Here is a 17856-nt window from a genome sequence, read left to right on the forward strand (position 1 = left end):
CCAGGCATCAAATAAAGCAGAAAGCTCAGTCGGAAGGCTGAGCTTTTTTGCGTTTTAACAAGAACCCCGTCCCGAAAGGTGCGGGGTTTTTTGCTGTGTGGGGTATATCTCCCCGGTGGCGCTGCGCTTACCGGGGCTACGGATCCGACACGGGGCTACGTCCCTGTGGCCGGACAAGGTGCGCAGCACCGCCTCCGGGAAAATCCCTCCTATATCACCGTCGATAAATGACTATTGCCTCTCTAACCAACTCACAATAAATGTCGCGATCTGTGGTACATCATTTAAATCCAGCAACGGAAGTGAGGTCACGATCGATACATCGCTGGCCACGGCGATGGTATGCTCATCAATTACCAGCTCTTCTACACGATGGCCGCTGTTTTGCCGAAAAAGCAGGATCTTCGGCACGGGTTCATGTTTGAACCCCTCCACTAAAACCAGGTCCAGTTTGCTGGCATCCATTCGACTGACCAGCCACGTGAGATCTAATTCCGGCTTCTCTGGCGTCTCGGTCATCAATGCCCACCGCTGTTCGCTGGCGACAATAGTTTGCGCAGCGCCCGCCTTACGCAGTTCATAGCTATCTTTGCCCGGCTTATCCACGTCCATATCATGATGGGTGTGCTTTATCAGTCCCGGGCGTAATCCTAGAGCGCAAAGCTCAGGGATAAGACGCTTTAATAATGTTGTTTTTCCGGTACCGCTCCATGCGGCGATCGCCAGTAATGGGATCATGATGGCTCCTGCATCTGCTGCAAATCTTCGAGCGTATTTACATTAATGAAAGCAGTTTTCACATCGCTGAAATTCACCGGGCGCCCACCCATTTGTCGCATAAAAACCATCACCCTGCGCTCTCCATGTGCCAGATAAGCCTCCAGTTCCGGAATGATTTGACGATGAACTAATGCAACGGCAGGATGATCCCGTTCGCCGTCATGGGCCCAAACGACCGGTGCGTCCCCTCTCTGCTGGATAAAGCGCTCCACCAAAAAGGACGGAATGAACGGCGTGTCGCAGGGGCAAAAAACAAACCATGGGCTCGCGACCTGCTGCATCACAGCAAGCATTCCGGCCAGCGGCCCCTGATAACCCTCCTGTATGTCTCGAAAGACCGGATATCCGCTGGCACGCCACTGTTCAAGATGACGATTGGCGCTAATGACTAACTCATCTACCTGCGGGGCTAATGCTTCCGCGACGTGTCGCCAGAGAGGACGTCCATTGAGCAACTGTAATCCTTTATCAATGCCGCCCATTCGCGTGGCCCTGCCGCCCGCCAGCACGACGCCGGTTATCGCCTCGCTTTGCATATGAATATCGCCTCTTTCATTGTGGGATTGACCCTGTTAACTTGTCCCTATCAAGAGTAAGGAGCATGACCATGAAATGTAAACGTCTGAATGAAGTAATTGAACTCCTCCAGCCCGCCTGGCAGAAAGAGCCAGAACTGAACCTGATGCAATTTTTGCAGAAACTGGCGAAAGAGGCTGGCTATGATGGCGAACTGAGCGATCTTTCCGACGATATTCTGATCTATCACCTAAAGATGCGTGATTCTTCAAAAGATGCTGTCATCCCGGGTATTCAGAAGGATTATGAAGAAGACTTTAAAACCGCGCTGCTGCGCGCCCGCGGCGTAATAAAAGAGTAAAAGGTTGTAAGCGCTGCCGCGTAAAGCGCAATGAGATGATATCCTGAACTATTCGTACGATTATCGGATGTCAGGATGCACGATAAGGCTTTTACTTTTCAGACGCTTCGCCCGGATACCATTATCGATGGGTTATTCGATCTGGGTATGCGGGTGGACTCCGGTCTTACCCCGCTGAACAGCTATGAGAACCGCGTTTATCAGTTCCAGGACGAAGAGCGCCATCGTTATGTGGTGAAGTTCTATCGTCCTGAGCGCTGGTCGGCAGCACAAATCCTTGAAGAACACCAGTTTGCGCTTCAGCTTGTAGAAGATGAAGTGCCCGTTGCTGCGCCGCTGTTATTTAACGACAGTACGCTTCATCAGCATCAGGGGTTTTATTTTGCCGTTTTCCCAAGCCTTGGCGGCCGACAGTTCGAGGCGGATAACCTTGATCAGATGGAGTGGGTTGGCCGTTATCTGGGGCGCCTGCACCAGACCGGGCGCAAACAGCGCTTTTCTGCGCGTCCGGAGATTGGCGTGCAGGAATATCTGCTGGAACCACGCCAGGTATTTGAACAGTCGACGCTTATCCCCTCAGGCCTGAAGGCCGATTTCCTGAAGGCGACCGATAAACTCATCGCTGCCGTCATGACGCAATGGCACGGTGGCGGGACTACTTTGCGCCTGCATGGTGACTGTCATGCAGGCAATATCCTCTGGCGCGATGGGCCGCTGTTTGTCGATTTAGACGATGCGCGAACCGGCCCGGCGATTCAGGATCTGTGGATGCTGCTCAACGGCGATAAGGCTGAACAGCGTATGCAGCTGGAGACCATCGTTGAGGCCTATGAGGAATTCAGCCCCTTTAACAGCGATGAAATCGCGCTTATTGAACCTTTACGCGCCATGCGACTGGTTTATTATCTGGCGTGGTTGCTCAGACGCTGGGACGATCCGGCTTTCCCGGTTAATTTTCCCTGGTTAACCGGGGAGGATTACTGGCGAGGGCAGATGTCTACTTTTCTCGAGCAGGTGAAGGTTCTACAGGAACCCCCGCTTCAGTTAACGCCAATGTATTAATGTGATATATCCAGGAGAGAGTAAATCATGAAAAAAGTTTGGCTGGCGCTGGCTGGTATGATTCTGGCTTTTAGTGCATCCGCTGCCCAGATCACCGACGGCAAGCAGTACATCACCCTTGATAAGCCGGTTGCTGGCGAGCCGCAGGTGCTCGAATTCTTCTCATTCTACTGCCCGCACTGCTATCAGTTTGAAGAAGTGCTGCATGTCTCTGACAGCGTGCGCCAAAAACTGCCAGAAGGCACCAAAATGACCAAATACCATGTCGAGTTCCTTGGGCCGCTGGGCAAGGAGCTGACGCAGGCATGGGCTGTGGCCATCGCGCTGGGCGTTGAAGATAAAATTACGGCGCCGATGTTCGAAGCGGTGCAGAAAAACCAGACCGTACAGAGCCTGGCTGACATTCGTAAAGTGTTCGTCGACGCTGGCGTGAAAGGGGAAGACTACGATGCCGCATGGAACAGCTTCGTGGTGAAATCTCTGGTCGCTCAGCAGGAGAAAGCGGCAGCCGATCTGCAGCTGCAGGGGGTACCGGCTATGTACGTCAATGGTAAGTACCAGCTGAACCCGCAGGGGATGGACACCAGCAATATGGATGTCTTCGTCGCTCAGTATGCGGATACCGTGAAGCAGCTGGTTGAGAAGAAATAAAAAAAACGCCGGTCACTGACCGGCTTTTTTTTATCTACTTTGCCGTGACTTCCTTGCTTTGTCCCGCATGATGTCAGTTAACTGACGGTCTTTCTCTTCCCATAGCCCATTCAGCCAGCGCTGGAAACCACGCTTAAAGTTCTTATCGTTGACGTAATCGCCGTGTAGCTCTTCGCCAATCGGTACCAGATTGATACGAACCACAATGCGCGTCAGTCGGCCACTTAGCATGTCGTAAAACGGCCTTGCATGATTTTCCGGGTAGCACAGCGTAACGTTCAGCAGTTTATCGAACTGCGAGCCGAGAACATTGAGCGCCATGGCAATACCCGCCGCTTTCGGTGGTAAAAGATTGTCGTAAGGGGAGCGCGTCTCGCGCTTTTTTACGTCGGTAAAACGCGAGCCTTCCACGAAATTGACGATTGTCGTTGGGTGCGAGCGGAATTTCTCACATGAACGGCGGGTGGTTTCGACATCTTTACCGCGGCGTTCCGGGTGACGAATAAGATAGCTGCGCGAATAGCGGCGCATAAAAGGCATATCCAGCGCCCAGCAGGCGAGGCCTATGAACGGTACCCACGCCAGCTGTTGTTTAAGGAAGTACTTATTCATCGGAATATGCTTGCGGAACAGCACGCATAGCACCACGATATCTGCCCAGCTGTGGTGGTTGCTGATCAGCAGATACCAGTTCTTTTTGTTCAGGCCTTCCAGACCCTGGACGTCCCATTTTAGCCAGGGATTGAGATGCAACAGCAGCGCCAGCCCCTCGCACCAGCAGTACATCATAAAATTGCAAAAAACGGATATAGAGCGCCATACCGCTGGAATGGGGACCAGCAGTTTAATCAGCCCGGCGACGATGATCGGTACAGAGCAGATAACGGTGACTAAGATGGTTAAGGCGATACTCAGCGGAAGTGTTATCGCAGCGAGTAATCTCGACATAGTTAGTTTATTCAGAAAGTTAGGCTGACAAAGAGCGCCTTTAAGCTGCGCAAGAGGCTGATTTTACCAGAAAACGCGGCAAATGACGGGTCTTACCAGAACAGAAAAAAACAAGGATCTTCTATCCACATGGAAGATTAGGTCATCAAATTCATGCCAGGATCGTTGATCTTCTTTTAAGTTATTGATAAATAATAACTAATACTATTTATTCATTTATTTTCAGGGGCGGATAAGCTGACGTTGTAAAACTATGCACAAAGTTATCCACAAGATAAGTTGTCGCGCGATCGGGACGGTCGTTGAATCTTTTCCGCGAAATGCGGGAAAAATTCAGGATTTCATGCCCGTCTGTGGCATCCTTTATCCATAATCTGATAAACAGGCACGGAAATTATGGTTCAGATCCCAGAAAACCCTCTCATCCTCGTTGACGGCTCCTCCTATCTTTATCGGGCGTATCATGCGTTTCCGCCGCTGACTAACAGCGCAGGGGAGCCCACCGGGGCTATGTACGGCGTACTGAATATGCTGCGCAGTTTGATTCTGCAGTATCAACCGACTCATGCCGTCGTGGTCTTTGATGCGAAAGGGAAAACCTTCCGTGATGAATTGTTCGAACATTACAAATCTCACCGCCCGCCGATGCCGGACGATCTGCGCGCGCAGATTGAGCCGTTGCATAAGATGGTGAAAGCGATGGGGCTGCCGCTGATGGCGGTCCCGGGCGTCGAAGCTGACGATGTGATTGGCACCCTGGCGCGGGAAGCGGAAAGGGCTGGACGTCCGGTGCTGATCAGTACCGGCGATAAAGACATGGCCCAGCTGGTGACGCCGGGGATCACCCTGATCAATACCATGACCAACACTATCCTTGGGCCGGATGAGGTGGTTACCAAGTACGGCGTCCCGCCAGAGCTGATTATTGATTTCCTGGCGCTGATGGGCGACTCCTCAGATAACATTCCTGGCGTGCCGGGCGTGGGCGAAAAGACCGCCCAGGCGCTGCTGCAAGGCCTCGGCGGCCTCGATACGCTGTATGCGGAACCGGAGAAGATCGCTGAACTGAGCTTCCGCGGCGCGAAAACGATGGCGGCGAAGCTGGAGCAGAACAAGGAGGTGGCTTATCTCTCTTATCAGCTGGCGACCATCAAAACCGACGTCGAGCTGGAGCTCAAGTGCGAAGAGCTGGAGGTGCAGCCGCCGGCGGCAGACGATCTGCTGGCGCTGTTCAGACAGTATGAGTTTAAGCGCTGGACCACCGACGTTGAAGCCGGAAAATGGCTGCAGGCGAAGGGGGGCAAACCGGCTGCGAAACCTGCAGTGCCTGCAGCAGCGGTAGAAGCGGAAGCAGAGGTTGAGGCCGCTACTGCACTTTCAGCAGAGCACTATGTCACCATCCTTGATGAGGCTACGCTGCTCACCTGGATCGATAAGCTGAAGCAAGCGCCGCTCTTTGCCTTTGATACGGAAACCGACAGCCTGGATAACATCTCCGCCAACATGGTCGGCCTTTCATTCGCTGTTGAGCCGGGCGTGGCCGCCTATGTCCCGGTAGCGCATGATTACCTTGATGCGCCGGATCAGATCCCGCGCGAGCGCGTGCTGGCGCTGCTTAAACCGCTGCTGGAGGATGAGAAGCTGCTCAAGGTTGGGCAAAATCTCAAATACGATCGCGGCATTTTGGCTAATTACGACATTGAGCTGCGCGGGATTGCGTTCGATACCATGCTGGAATCTTACATTCTCGACAGCGTGGCGGGCCGCCATGATATGGACAGTCTTTCCGACCGCTGGCTGAAGCATAAAACGATTACCTTCGAAGAGATCGCTGGCAAGGGTAAGAATCAGCTCACCTTTAACCAGATTGCGCTGGAAGAGGCGGGTCGCTACGCGGCGGAAGACGCCGACGTCACGCTCCAGTTGCATCTGAAAATGTGGCCGAAGCTGCAGCAGCATGAAGGTCCGCTGAATATCTTCCAGCACATTGAAATGCCGCTGGTGCCGGTGCTGTCACGCGTTGAGCGCAATGGTGTTAAAATCGACCCCGCCGTGCTGCATGCGCACTCGCAGGAAATAGCCCAGCGCCTGGTTGAGCTGGAGCAGCGGGCGCATGAGATCGCCGGGGAAGCGTTTAATCTCTCCTCCACCAAACAGCTGCAAACGATCCTGTTTGAAAAACAGGGTATCAAGCCGCTGAAGAAGACGCCGGGTGGTGCGCCGTCCACCTCTGAAGAGGTACTGGAAGAGCTGGCGCTCGATTATCCGTTGCCGAAAGTGATTCTGGAGTACCGTGGGTTGGCGAAGCTGAAGTCGACCTATACCGATAAGCTGCCGCTGATGATTAATCCCAAAACGGGCCGCGTACATACCTCCTATCATCAGGCGGTTACCGCCACCGGCCGTTTGTCGTCTACCGATCCAAACCTGCAAAACATTCCGGTGCGTAACGAAGAAGGGCGCCGTATTCGCCAGGCGTTTATCGCGCCAGAAGATTACGTTATTGTCTCGGCGGACTACTCGCAAATCGAGCTGCGCATTATGGCGCACCTGTCGCGGGATAAAGGCCTGCTGACCGCCTTCGCGGAAGGGAAGGATATTCACCGGGCGACGGCGGCTGAAGTGTTTGGCTTACCGCTGGACAGCGTCAGCAGCGAACAGCGGCGCAGTGCGAAAGCTATCAACTTCGGTCTGATCTATGGCATGAGCGCCTTTGGCCTGGCCCGCCAGCTGAACATCCCGCGTAAAGAAGCGCAGAAGTACATGGATCTTTATTTCGAGCGTTATCCGGGCGTCCTGGAGTATATGGAGCGCACCCGCGCACAGGCGAAGGAGCAAGGGTATGTTGAAACGCTGGATGGTCGTCGACTCTATTTGCCGGATATCAAGTCCAGCAATGGCGCTCGTCGTGCCGGTGCGGAACGTGCGGCGATTAACGCCCCGATGCAGGGGACGGCTGCGGATATCATCAAGCGGGCGATGATTGCCGTTGATGAATGGCTGCGGAGCGAGAAACCTCGCGTGCGAATGATCATGCAGGTTCACGATGAACTGGTCTTTGAAGTGCATAAGGATGAGCTCGATGCCGTATCGAAAAAGATCCACGAACTGATGGAGAACAGCACTACGCTGGCGGTACCGTTGCTGGTGGAAGTGGGCAGCGGAGAAAACTGGGATCAAGCGCACTAAGTATACAAAGCACAACGTGATTTTCTGTAAGTAAGCAACATAACTTATAGAGTTTTGTGAGGATCATTTGAATTTGCTATGTAAATAGTGAAAAAAAACTACAAAAAATGCTTTATCCGTGAGCGAAAGAAGAGTAAAGTTATTCGCGTAGGGTACAGAGGTAAGATGTTCTATCTTTCAGACCTTTTACTTCACGTAATCGGATTTGGCTGAATATTTTAGCCGCCCCGGTCATTTATGACCGGGGCGTTTTTTATTGCGCGAAAGAAAAGTGGCAAAAAGAAGGACGCGCTTGTGCTTGACGCTGGAGAGGAACCCGGACAAGGCGCGGCACGCTCTTATCCGGCTGTTGGTGTCGATTACTCGTCTACGGCGCTCTCTGCTTCCTGCGGCGGGATTTCGTTAAACCAGCTATCCAGCTTCTGTCGCAGCTTATCCACGCCAGATTTTTTCAGCGAAGAGAAGGGTTCAACCTGAACATCGCCATTGAAGGCCAGGACTGCTTCACGCACCATATTCACTTGCGCTTTACGCGCGCCGCTGGCGAGCTTATCGGCTTTGGTCAGCAGCACCAGCACCTGAATATCGCTTTCTACCGCCCATTGGATCATCTGCTGATCGAGATCCTTAAGCGGGTGGCGAATGTCCATCAGGACCACCAGGCCCTTCAGGCACAGGCGTTTTTCCAGGTATTCTCCCAGCGCGCGCTGCCACTTGATCTTCATCTCTTCCGGGACTTGCGCATAACCGTAGCCGGGAAGGTCGACCAGGCGTTTGCCTTCGGCGACTTCGAACAGGTTAATCAGCTGTGTACGTCCGGGAGTTTTGGAGGTCCGCGCCAGGCTTTTCTGGTTGGTCAGCGTATTCAGCGCGCTGGATTTTCCCGCATTGGAGCGGCCGGCGAATGCCACTTCAATACCGGTATCGGCAGGAAGATGGCGGATATCTGGCGCGCTAGTGACAAAGTGCGTCAGTTGATAATTCCAGTTGGTCAAGACGGTCGTCTCCGTTAAAACAGGCTATGGCAGGGATTATACCTGAACAGCAGAAAAAGGCTGTTTTTACCGCACGCCGGTTCTGTAAGTAAAAACCATGCACTTTGTGAGACATTGGCTATTCTTCGTATAGGACATGCCTGAGAAAAATAAGACTAATAAATTATAACCTACTGAAAATAAATAGATTAAAAGAATAGAGAAATCTGAAAAGTGGAATTTTAACGGCCAGACTGGTTGTCGATTTTTGTCAACAGGGTAAAGTAATACACAACGGCGGGGATGCTGAAAAGGATGAGGACTCAGGACGAGGGGTCAGGAAGCGCCAGGAGGCGAAGACCACAGGATTGTCAGGATGACGCGCGTTTTGGAAACGTTTCAAAGGGAAAAGGAAGAAACAGGGACCGTTGGACGCTAAGGGAAAGACAGGGTAAGTCGTTAGCGAACAGGGAAAGAAGAGCCCGTTAAGGGTGGTCAGTGAGGAAAAAGGCGACAGAGTAATCTGTCGCCTTTTTTCTTTGCTTGCTTTCTGCTAGATTCCGCCTCAATTCTATACTGAATAATACTGTCTGAAGATTACACACCATGAAAAAACCGACATCCGCCACCCGTGGCAAATCCGGCCGCAAGTCGCGTGAAGAGTTAAATCAGGAAGCTCGCGATCGCAAACGGCAGAAGAAACATCGTGGCCACGCGGCAGGTAGTCGCGCGAACGGCGGCGATGCGGCTTCAGCAGGTAAAAAACAGCGCCAGGCGCAAGATCCACGCGTGGGCAGCAAAAAACCCATCCCGCTGGGCGTGAGCGAAAGCAGCGCTCCAGCTCCCAAGCAGCATAAACCAAAGAGCGAGAAACCTATGCTTTCACCGCAGGCTGAGCTGGAGTTGCTGGAGAATGATGAGCGCCTGGACGCGCTGCTGGAACGTCTGGAAGAGGGCGGTACCCTGAATGCTGAAGAGCAGAGCTGGGTGGATGCCAAACTGGATCGCATTGATGAGCTGATGCAGCAGCTCGGCCTCTCTTACGATGACGAAGATGAAGAAGAGGAAGAGCGTCAGGAAGATATGATGCGTCTGCTGAAGGGTGGAAACTAACATTTGCATCCCATCGGATTCCCGGTACTGCTTATAACCCTTCTGGTTATATGTTATCTGCTGTGGTTATTCGTTAAACTACGACGGTTGTCGCGGCGTCAGAAATGGCTGCGCAACCGGCTCATGACCCGCGGTGCGGTGGGGCCGGGACGGCGTACCCGTCGGCGGCACCATCGGAAGGAGTGAGCATGTCTGAGCAGATAATCGACTGGGATCTGGCCCTGATCCAGAAATATAACTATTCCGGGCCGCGCTATACCTCGTATCCCACCGCGCTGGAGTTTTCACCACAATTCGGCGCGGCGGAATTCGATGCCGCTGTGGCCCGTTACCCACAGCGTCCCCTGTCGCTGTACGTGCATATCCCGTTTTGCCATAAGCTGTGTTATTTCTGCGGCTGCAATAAGATCGTCACCCGCCAGCAGCATAAGGCCGATCAGTATCTCGATCTCCTTGAACAGGAGATCATCCACCGTGCGCCGCTGTTTGCCAACCGTCAGGTTAAGCAACTGCATTGGGGAGGCGGCACGCCGACCTATCTCAACAAGGCGCAAATCAGTCGCCTGATGGATCTTTTGCGTACCCATTTTCATTTCAGCGCCGAAGCCGAGATCTCCATCGAGGTCGATCCGCGTGAAATCGAGCTGGATGTCCTCGATCATTTACGCGCTGAGGGATTCAACCGCCTGAGTATGGGCGTGCAGGACTTTAATAAAGAGGTTCAGCGTCTGGTTAACCGCGAACAGGACGAAGCGTTCATCTTTGATTTGCTCCGTCATGCGCGGGAGATTGGATTTACCTCGACCAATATCGACCTCATCTACGGCCTGCCGAAACAAACGCCGGAGAGCTTTGCCTTTACCCTGCAAAAGGTCGCCGAGCTCAATCCTGACCGCCTGAGCGTGTTTAACTACGCGCATCTGCCCACGCTCTTTGCCGCACAGCGCAAAATTAAAGATGCCGATCTGCCCTCCGCTGAACAGAAGCTGGAGATCCTCCAGGAGACCATCGGCTCGCTGACGGCGGCAGGCTATCAGTTCATCGGCATGGACCACTTCGCGCGTCCTGATGATGAATTAGCGGTCGCGCAACGTCACGGCGTACTGCATCGCAATTTCCAGGGCTACACCACTCAGGGCGATACCGATTTGCTGGGGATGGGCGTGTCCGCGATCAGCATGATTGGCGACAGCTACGCCCAGAACCAAAAAGAGCTAAAGCAGTACTACCAGCAGGTGGCAGAGCAAGGGAACGCCCTGTGGCGCGGGATCGCGTTAACCCGGGACGACTGTCTGCGTCGCGACGTAATTAAGGCGTTGATCTGTAACTTCCGTCTGGATATTGATGCAGTCGAAGCGCAGTGGGCCGTGGATTTTCAGTCTTATTTTGCTGAGGACCTGAAACTGCTGGCGCCGCTGGCGCATGACGGGCTGGTGGTGGTGGAGAGTGAGGCTATCCAGGTAACGGCGAAAGGCCGCCTGCTGATCCGCAACATCTGTATGTGCTTTGATGCCTATCTGCGGCAAAAGGCTCGGATGCAGCAGTTCTCAAGGGTGATTTAATGTTTTCCCCCTCTCCCGCAGGAGAGGGGGAACAATTAGCTGAACAGCCCGACCAGCGCAGCGCACAGAACGGCAGCGACTGCCGTTTGTGGTGTGTGACTCGCAGCGGCGCCGCTCGATATCATACTCACCAGTGATTCAAACATGATGCTCTCCCCTAATGCCGGGCACGATCATACTCAACTCATCGGAACAGTAAAGTACAAAATAGCAGCACTTTGCGCTGATCGGCTATTTTTCATCACGCCGTTTAACCCTACTCCATACCCAACTCTTTTAGCTTACGCGTCAGGGTATTACGACCCCATCCCAGCAGGCGCGCAGCCTCCTGTTTATGTCCCTGAGTATGACGCAGGGCGGTCGTCAGCAGCGTGCGTTCCATTTCGGGTTGCGCTTCTGAAAGCAAGTTTTGATGACCGGAACGCAGCGCCCGATCGGCCCACTGACCCAACAGCGTCGCCCAGCTGTCTGGCTGCATCTGCGTCGGGCTATCAGGAATGGTGGTCTCAAACAGTTCGCTCGGCAGATCCTGCGTCAGCACCTCCTGGCCGGCGGCCATGACGGTGAGCCAGCGACAGGTGTTTTCCAGCTGGCGAACGTTGCCCGGCCACGCCAGGCGGGTCAGCGCTGTCTCCGTTTCCGGATGCAGCTGTTTGGCTTCAACACCTAGCTCGCGGGCGGCAATCTGCAGAAAATGGCGGGCCAGACGTGGAATATCTTCCCGACGCTCGCGCAGCGGCGGCAAATGCACCCGGATCACGTTCAGGCGGTGGAATAAATCTTCACGGAATTTCCCCTCCTGCACCCGCTGCTCCAGATTCTGATGGGTGGCGGCGATGATCCGCACATCGACCTTCACCGGCGCGTAGCCGCCCACGCGATAAAACTGGCCATCCGCCAGAACGCGCAGCAGACGAGTCTGGACATCCAGCGGCATATCGCCAATTTCATCCAGGAACAGCGTGCCGCCGTCAGCCTGTTCAAAGCGACCCTGACGGACGGTATTGGCGCCGGTAAAGGCCCCTTTTTCATGGCCGAACAGCTCGGACTCAATCAGGTCCTTGGGGATCGCCGCCATATTCAGCGCGATAAACGGCGCTTTTGAGCGCGGGCTATGGCGATGCAGGGCATGAGCGACAAGCTCTTTACCGGTACCGGATTCGCCATTGATCAGCACGCTGATGGATGAGCGCGACAGACGGCCAATAATGCGAAAGACATCCTGCATGGCCGGCGCCTCGCCAATGATATCGGCGGTGGGGCTGCTTATCGGCGCATTTCGCGGCTGCTGCTGCTCCTGATAGTGGCTAATCGCCCGGTCGACGAGGGCGACAGCTTCATCGATATCAAAAGGTTTGGGCAGATAATCAAACGCGCCCTGCTGATAAGCGCTGACCGCGGCGTCCAGATCGGAATGCGCGGTCATTATGATGACCGGAAGCATCGGATGACGCTGCTTAATCTGTTTGAGCAGCGCCAGACCATCCATTCCCGGCATACGGATATCTGACAGCAGTACATCCGGGGTTTTGGTGGTGAGGGCATCTAGCACCTCATTGCCGCTTTCGAACGTTGTGCAGCTCAAGCCGGCTCCGGTGAGCGCGCGTTCAAGCACCCAGCGGATGGAGCTATCGTCATCAACGATCCAGGCTATCCCTCGTTGCATAAACACCTCTACTTCCGAATAGGCAGGTATACCGAAAATTCGGTATGACCCGGCCAGCTGGTGAATTCAATTTTGCCGGAGTGCTGATCGATAAGGCTGCGGGCGATAGATAAGCCCAGGCCAGTACCGCCTTCGCGGCCGCTGACCATCGGATAAAACAACGTATCCTGGAGCTGGGGCGGAATACCCGGGCCATTATCTTCGACGTCAATACGGGCGGCGAGGCGATAACGCACCCCGTGCAGCGTCAGCTGGAAAGCGGTCCGGGTGCGGAGAACAATTTCGCCCCCTTCCGGCCCCAGCGCCTGCAGCGCATTACGGACGATGTTCAGCAACACCTGTTCAATTTGATCCGGGTCGTGGGGGAGCTCCGGCAGGCTGGGGTCGTAATCACGGATCAACTTCACGTTGTCCGGCAACTCCATCGAGACCAGTTTCACTACCCGTTCGGCGACCTTGTGGATGCTTTCGGTAACGTGCATGCCCGGATGCTGTGGGCCGAGCAGGCGATCGACCAGATTTCTCAGCCGGTCGGCCTGCTCGATGATCACTTTGGTATATTCCGTTAGCGCCGGGTCGGGCAGGGCTTTGCTGAGCAGCTGTGCCGCGCCGCGCAGGCCGCCTAACGGGTTTTTAATCTCGTGCGCCAGGCCGCGGACCAGATCGCGGGCGGCGACCTGCTGCGCGTGCTGCAGTTGCTCCTGGCTCAGGCGGCGCTGGTTATCCATCGGCGCCATTTCCAGCAGAATAAAGCCTTCCGGCAGCCGCTGGGCGGTCAGCGACAGGATATGCGAGCGGCCATCGATAACCAGCGTCACTTCGTTATCGGTAAAACCCTGGCCCGCTTGCAGACTCTCCTGCATCAGCCCAATATTTAATGAGAAATAGCTCAACAGCTCAGGTAACGGGGTGCCAAACAGCTTGCGCGAACTCTGCGCCAGCAGCTGCTGCGCCGCAGGGTTGGCAAAGTGCACCGCCAGGTCATCATCGACCAGTAAGATACTGTTGATAAGAGAGTTGAGGATCTGCCCAGCATCGGGCAGTGTGCCTGTTGCCATTCGACAGTCTCCTGAAAAAGAGTGCACCAATTTAGTGCAGTATAGCTTTTTATCGGTAAAAAGCTCGCGAGATCAGCGTGTTGGTGGAGAAAAAAGCCCATCCTGAGATGGGCTGAAAGTTTCCACGGCAACAAAATATCCCGGGCATCCCGCGCCACAACACGACATACCCTGGATTTACAGCAAAATTAGACGCTGTAGTACAGTTCGAACTCAACCGGATGCGGAGTCATGCGTACGCGGTCGTTCTCTTCCATACGCAGGGCGATGTAAGCATCGATAGCGTCATTGGTGAATACGCCGCCAGCCGTCAGGAACTCGCGGTCAGCATCCAGGGCCTGCAGGGCTTCTTCCAGAGAACCGGCAACCTGCGGGATCTCTTTCGCTTCTTCCGGCGGCAGGTCGTACAGGTTTTTGTCCATTGCTTCGCCCGGATGGATTTTGTTCTTGATACCATCGAGGCCAGCCATCAGCAGCGCCGCAAAGCACAGGTACGGGTTAGCAGCCGGGTCCGGGAAGCGCACTTCGATACGACGCGCTTTCGGAGAGGTCACCACCGGAATACGGATGGAGGCAGAGCGGTTACGGGCAGAGTAAGCCAGCATAACCGGCGCTTCGTAACCCGGGACCAGACGCTTGTAGGAGTTGGTGGTCGGGTTCGCCAGGGCGTTGATGGCTTTAGCGTGTTTGATTACGCCGCCGATGTAGAACAGCGCCTGCTCAGACAGACCTGCGTATTTGTCGCCGGAGAACAGGTTAGTCCCGTTTTTCGCCAGAGACATATGGCAGTGCATGCCGGAGCCGTTGTCGCCGAACATTGGTTTCGGCATAAAGGTCGCGGTTTTACCAAAGCGGTGAGCGACGTTGTGAACAACGTATTTGTAAATCTGAATTTCGTCCGCTTTTTTGGTCATGGTGTTGAAGCGGGTTGCCACTTCGTTCTGACCTGCGGTAGCCACTTCGTGGTGGTGAGCTTCAACAACCAGGCCCATCTCTTCCATGATCATACACATGGTGGAGCGGATATCCTGAGAAGAGTCTACTGGCGGAACCGGGAAGTAACCCCCTTTCACGCCCGGACGGTGACCTTTGTTACCGCCTTCGTATTTGGTGGAGGAGTTCCACGCACCTTCGATATCATCGATCGCGACATGGGAGCCGGAGATAGAGGCGCCGAAACGGATGTCGTCGAACAGGAAGAATTCTGGTTCTGGCCCGAACAGGACGGTGTCAGCGATGCCGGTAGCGCGCAGGTACTCTTCAGCGCGTTTCGCGATGGAGCGCGGGTCACGGTCATAGCCCTGCAGGGTGCCTGGCTCGAGGATATCGCAGCGGATGATCAGGGTCGGTTCTTCGTAGAACGGGTCAATGACCGCAGTGGAAGCGTCCGGCATCAGGACCATGTCAGATTCGTTGATACCTTTCCAGCCACCAATCGAGGAGCCATCAAACATTTTGCCTTCTTCGAAGAATTCGGCATTTACCTGATGAGACGGAATCGTGACGTGCTGTTCTTTACCTTTGGTATCGGTGAAGCGCAGATCGACAAACTTCACTTCGTGCTCGTTCAGCATCGTCAAAACGTGTTCAGCGGACATACTTAAACTCTCCCGGATTGGTCATTGTCGTCGTGGTAACGAAAACTTCATACTGCTTAAAAGTGGCGTTGTTGCCTTAAAAAATATAAAGCGAAATCTGTGCCAACTTTTAAATGCCCCATAAAACGCTGTATCATGCGCACCATAGTGCAAAAGGACTGCACCATGATGGAGATAATGCACCAAAATAGTGCCTCAGCGTGAACATTGAGCACCATTTTGGTGCAATTTTTGTTACGGTGCCCTTTTATCGCTCCGTGAAAGCGGTCACAAAGAAACTCTGCAATACTTGTTTGCGGAGGATGTTTGTGATCCTGTTCAGTCCTTCGCTTAATACGTGTACAATAACGCGCTATTTCTAATGCCTGAGGCAAAGTTGTGATCGAAAATCTGCGTAATATCGCCATCATCGCGCACGTTGACCATGGTAAAACTACCCTGGTTGACAAGCTGCTACAGCAATCCGGTACGTTCGACGCACGTACTGAAGCACAAGAACGTGTGATGGACTCCAACGATTTGGAGAAAGAGCGTGGGATTACCATCCTCGCGAAAAACACCGCAATCAAATGGAATGATTACCGTATCAACATCGTTGATACCCCTGGGCACGCCGACTTCGGAGGTGAAGTTGAGCGTGTTATGTCCATGGTTGACTCTGTGCTGCTGGTGGTAGATGCCTTTGATGGCCCGATGCCGCAAACGCGCTTCGTGACCAAAAAAGCTTTTGCCCACGGTCTGAAGCCGATCGTGGTCATCAACAAAGTTGACCGCCCGGGCGCGCGTCCGGACTGGGTTGTCGATCAGGTGTTCGACCTGTTCGTTAACCTCGACGCGACCGACGAACAGCTGGACTTCCCGATCGTTTACGCGTCCGCGCTGAACGGTATCGCGGGTCTGGACCACGAAGACATGGCTGACGACATGACCCCGCTGTACCAGGCGATTGTCGATCGCGTGCCGGCGCCGGACGTTGACCTTGACGGTCCGCTGCAGATGCAGATCTCCCAGCTGGACTACAACAACTACGTTGGCGTCATCGGCATCGGCCGCATCAAACGCGGTAAAGTGAAGCCGAACCAGCAGGTCACTATCATCGATAGCGAAGGCAAAACCCGTAACGGTAAAGTCGGTAAAGTGCTGACTCACCTGGGGCTTGAGCGTATCGAGAGCGACGTAGCTGAAGCTGGCGACATCATCGCGATCACCGGTCTGGGCGAGCTGAACATCTCCGACACCATCTGCGACCCGCAGAATGTCGAAGCGCTGCCGGCCCTGTCCGTTGATGAGCCGACCGTTTCCATGTTCTTCAACGTCAACACCTCTCCGTTCTGCGGTAAAGAAGGTAAGTTCGTTACCTCTCGTCAGATTCTGGACCGCCTGAACAAAGAGCTGGTGCACAACGTGGCGCTGCGCGTTGAAGAAACCGAAGACGCTGATGCGTTCCGCGTTTCCGGCCGTGGTGAACTGCATCTGTCCGTTCTGATTGAAAACATGCGTCGCGAAGGTTTCGAGATGGCGGTTTCCCGTCCGAAAGTTATCTTCCGTGAAATCGATGGCCGTAAACAAGAGCCGTTCGAGAACGTGACGCTGGACGTCGAAGAGCAGCACCAGGGTTCTGTTATGCAGGCGCTGGGCGAGCGTAAAGGCGACCTGAAAAACATGAATCCGGACGGAAAAGGCCGCGTACGTCTCGACTACGTGATCCCAAGCCGCGGTCTGATCGGCTTCCGTTCAGAGTTCATGACCATGACCTCCGGTACCGGTCTGCTGTACTCCACCTTCAGCCACTACGACGACGTTCGTCCGGGCGAAGTGGGCCAGCGTAACAACGGCGTGCTGATCTCCAACGGTCAGGGTAAAGCGGTAGCGTTCGCGCTGTTCGGCCTGCAGGATCGCGGTAAGTTGTTCCTCGGTCACGGTGCGGAAGTTTACGAAGGCCAGATCATCGGTATTCACAGCCGTTCTAACGACCTGACGGTAAACTGCCTGACCGGTAAAAAACTGACCAACATGCGTGCGTCCGGTACTGACGAAGCCACGGTTCTGGTTCCGCCGGTTAAGATGACCCTGGAGCAGGCTCTGGAGTTCATCGATGACGACGAACTGGTAGAAGTCACTCCGACCTCTATCCGTATCCGTAAACGTCACCTGACCGAGAACGACCGTAAACGCGCAATGCGCGGTGCAAAAGAAGAGTAATTGATTCTTCTTGCTGTTCGCTAAACCCCGCCTCTCCGGCGGGGTTTTTTTATGGGTGAGATCTGACAATCGCTGCGCTAACCCGGGGCCTCCAGGAGACCCTGGTCACATTTATACCTAAAGTTTGTCCGAGGAATTGCTTTCTTTTTTTACAGAAGAGTAAGATGAGTCATCTG

15 protein-coding genes are annotated in these 17856 nt (G+C 54.2%); 7 read left to right on the plus strand and 8 right to left on the minus strand.

The genetic code is table 11. The features are described from left to right. Positions 1-231: 231 nt before the first annotated feature. Entirely contained in the window at positions 232-738 is a 507-nt protein-coding gene (mobB, locus tag ABLU50_RS16825) for a molybdopterin-guanine dinucleotide biosynthesis protein MobB (RefSeq protein WP_087832530.1), read from the minus strand. Then, a complete protein-coding gene (gene mobA, locus ABLU50_RS16830; RefSeq protein ID WP_004203611.1) occupies positions 735-1316 on the minus strand; it encodes a molybdenum cofactor guanylyltransferase MobA in 582 nt (193 codons plus the stop codon). Before mobA ends, mobB begins: the two co-directional genes overlap by 4 nt. Positions 1317-1387: 71 nt before the next feature. On the opposite strand from mobA, the gene ABLU50_RS16835 reads away from it, so the two are divergent. From ABLU50_RS16835 to dsbA, 3 genes are all read left to right on the plus strand, one after another. Next, positions 1388-1657: a YihD family protein gene (locus ABLU50_RS16835; RefSeq protein WP_002882612.1), complete on the plus strand. Its 270-nt coding sequence runs from the start codon at positions 1388-1390 to the stop codon at positions 1655-1657. Positions 1658-1732: 75 nt separating this feature from the next. Then, positions 1733-2719, plus strand: coding sequence for a serine/threonine protein kinase (locus ABLU50_RS16840; protein ID WP_087832529.1), 987 nt, complete (start codon positions 1733-1735; stop codon positions 2717-2719). Between the two features lie 27 nt (positions 2720-2746). Beyond that, positions 2747-3370, plus strand: a complete 624-nt coding sequence (gene dsbA, locus ABLU50_RS16845; RefSeq protein ID WP_004203613.1) for a thiol:disulfide interchange protein DsbA — start codon at positions 2747-2749, stop codon at positions 3368-3370. Between the two features lie 30 nt (positions 3371-3400). Here dsbA and ABLU50_RS16850 read toward each other — a convergent pair whose 3' ends face one another. Continuing rightward, positions 3401-4318, minus strand: a complete 918-nt coding sequence (locus ABLU50_RS16850; protein ID WP_032425949.1) for an acyltransferase — start codon at positions 4316-4318, stop codon at positions 3401-3403. Positions 4319-4714: 396 nt separating this feature from the next. On the opposite strand from ABLU50_RS16850, the gene polA reads away from it, so the two are divergent. Further along, the gene (polA, locus tag ABLU50_RS16855) at positions 4715-7507 is read left to right on the plus strand and encodes a DNA polymerase I (RefSeq protein WP_057212603.1); all 2793 of its coding nucleotides are present in this window, start codon (positions 4715-4717) and stop codon (positions 7505-7507) included. Between the two features lie 359 nt (positions 7508-7866). Here the strand turns inward: polA and yihA are convergent, their stop codons facing one another. Continuing rightward, positions 7867-8502, minus strand: coding sequence for a ribosome biogenesis GTP-binding protein YihA/YsxC (gene yihA / locus ABLU50_RS16860; protein ID WP_004203619.1), 636 nt, complete (start codon positions 8500-8502; stop codon positions 7867-7869). 585 nt (positions 8503-9087) lie between these two features. On the opposite strand from yihA, the gene yihI reads away from it, so the two are divergent. Both yihI and hemN read left to right on the plus strand, forming a co-directional pair. Next, positions 9088-9594: a Der GTPase-activating protein YihI gene (gene yihI, locus ABLU50_RS16865; protein WP_002882743.1), complete on the plus strand. Its 507-nt coding sequence runs from the start codon at positions 9088-9090 to the stop codon at positions 9592-9594. Positions 9595-9782: 188 nt separating this feature from the next. Continuing rightward, positions 9783-11156: an oxygen-independent coproporphyrinogen III oxidase gene (hemN, locus tag ABLU50_RS16870; protein WP_087832528.1), complete on the plus strand. Its 1374-nt coding sequence runs from the start codon at positions 9783-9785 to the stop codon at positions 11154-11156. 35 nt (positions 11157-11191) lie between these two features. Here the strand turns inward: hemN and ABLU50_RS16875 are convergent, their stop codons facing one another. From ABLU50_RS16875 to glnA, 4 genes are all read right to left on the minus strand, one after another. Then, a complete protein-coding gene (locus ABLU50_RS16875; protein WP_004152951.1) occupies positions 11192-11302 on the minus strand; it encodes a YshB family small membrane protein in 111 nt (36 codons plus the stop codon). Positions 11303-11412: 110 nt separating this feature from the next. Then, complete coding sequence (glnG, locus tag ABLU50_RS16880; RefSeq protein WP_002882749.1) at positions 11413-12822, minus strand: nitrogen regulation protein NR(I); 1410 nt, start codon at positions 12820-12822, stop codon at positions 11413-11415. Positions 12823-12830: 8 nt separating this feature from the next. Further along, positions 12831-13880 carry a nitrogen regulation protein NR(II) gene (glnL, locus tag ABLU50_RS16885; protein WP_004203621.1) on the minus strand — a complete coding sequence of 350 codons (1050 nt, stop codon included), beginning with the start codon at positions 13878-13880 and terminating at the stop codon, positions 12831-12833. A 188-nt stretch (positions 13881-14068) separates the two neighbouring features. After that, complete coding sequence (glnA, locus tag ABLU50_RS16890; protein WP_002882753.1) at positions 14069-15478, minus strand: glutamate--ammonia ligase; 1410 nt, start codon at positions 15476-15478, stop codon at positions 14069-14071. Between the two features lie 378 nt (positions 15479-15856). On the opposite strand from glnA, the gene typA reads away from it, so the two are divergent. Continuing rightward, positions 15857-17680 carry a ribosome-dependent GTPase TypA gene (gene typA / locus ABLU50_RS16895; RefSeq protein ID WP_002882755.1) on the plus strand — a complete coding sequence of 608 codons (1824 nt, stop codon included), beginning with the start codon at positions 15857-15859 and terminating at the stop codon, positions 17678-17680. The last annotated feature ends 176 nt before the right edge of the window (positions 17681-17856 follow it).

The sequence above is a fragment of the Klebsiella sp. GG_Kp173 genome, from assembly GCF_040062415.1.
Taxonomy (GTDB): Bacteria; Pseudomonadota; Gammaproteobacteria; order Enterobacterales; family Enterobacteriaceae; genus Klebsiella; species Klebsiella quasipneumoniae.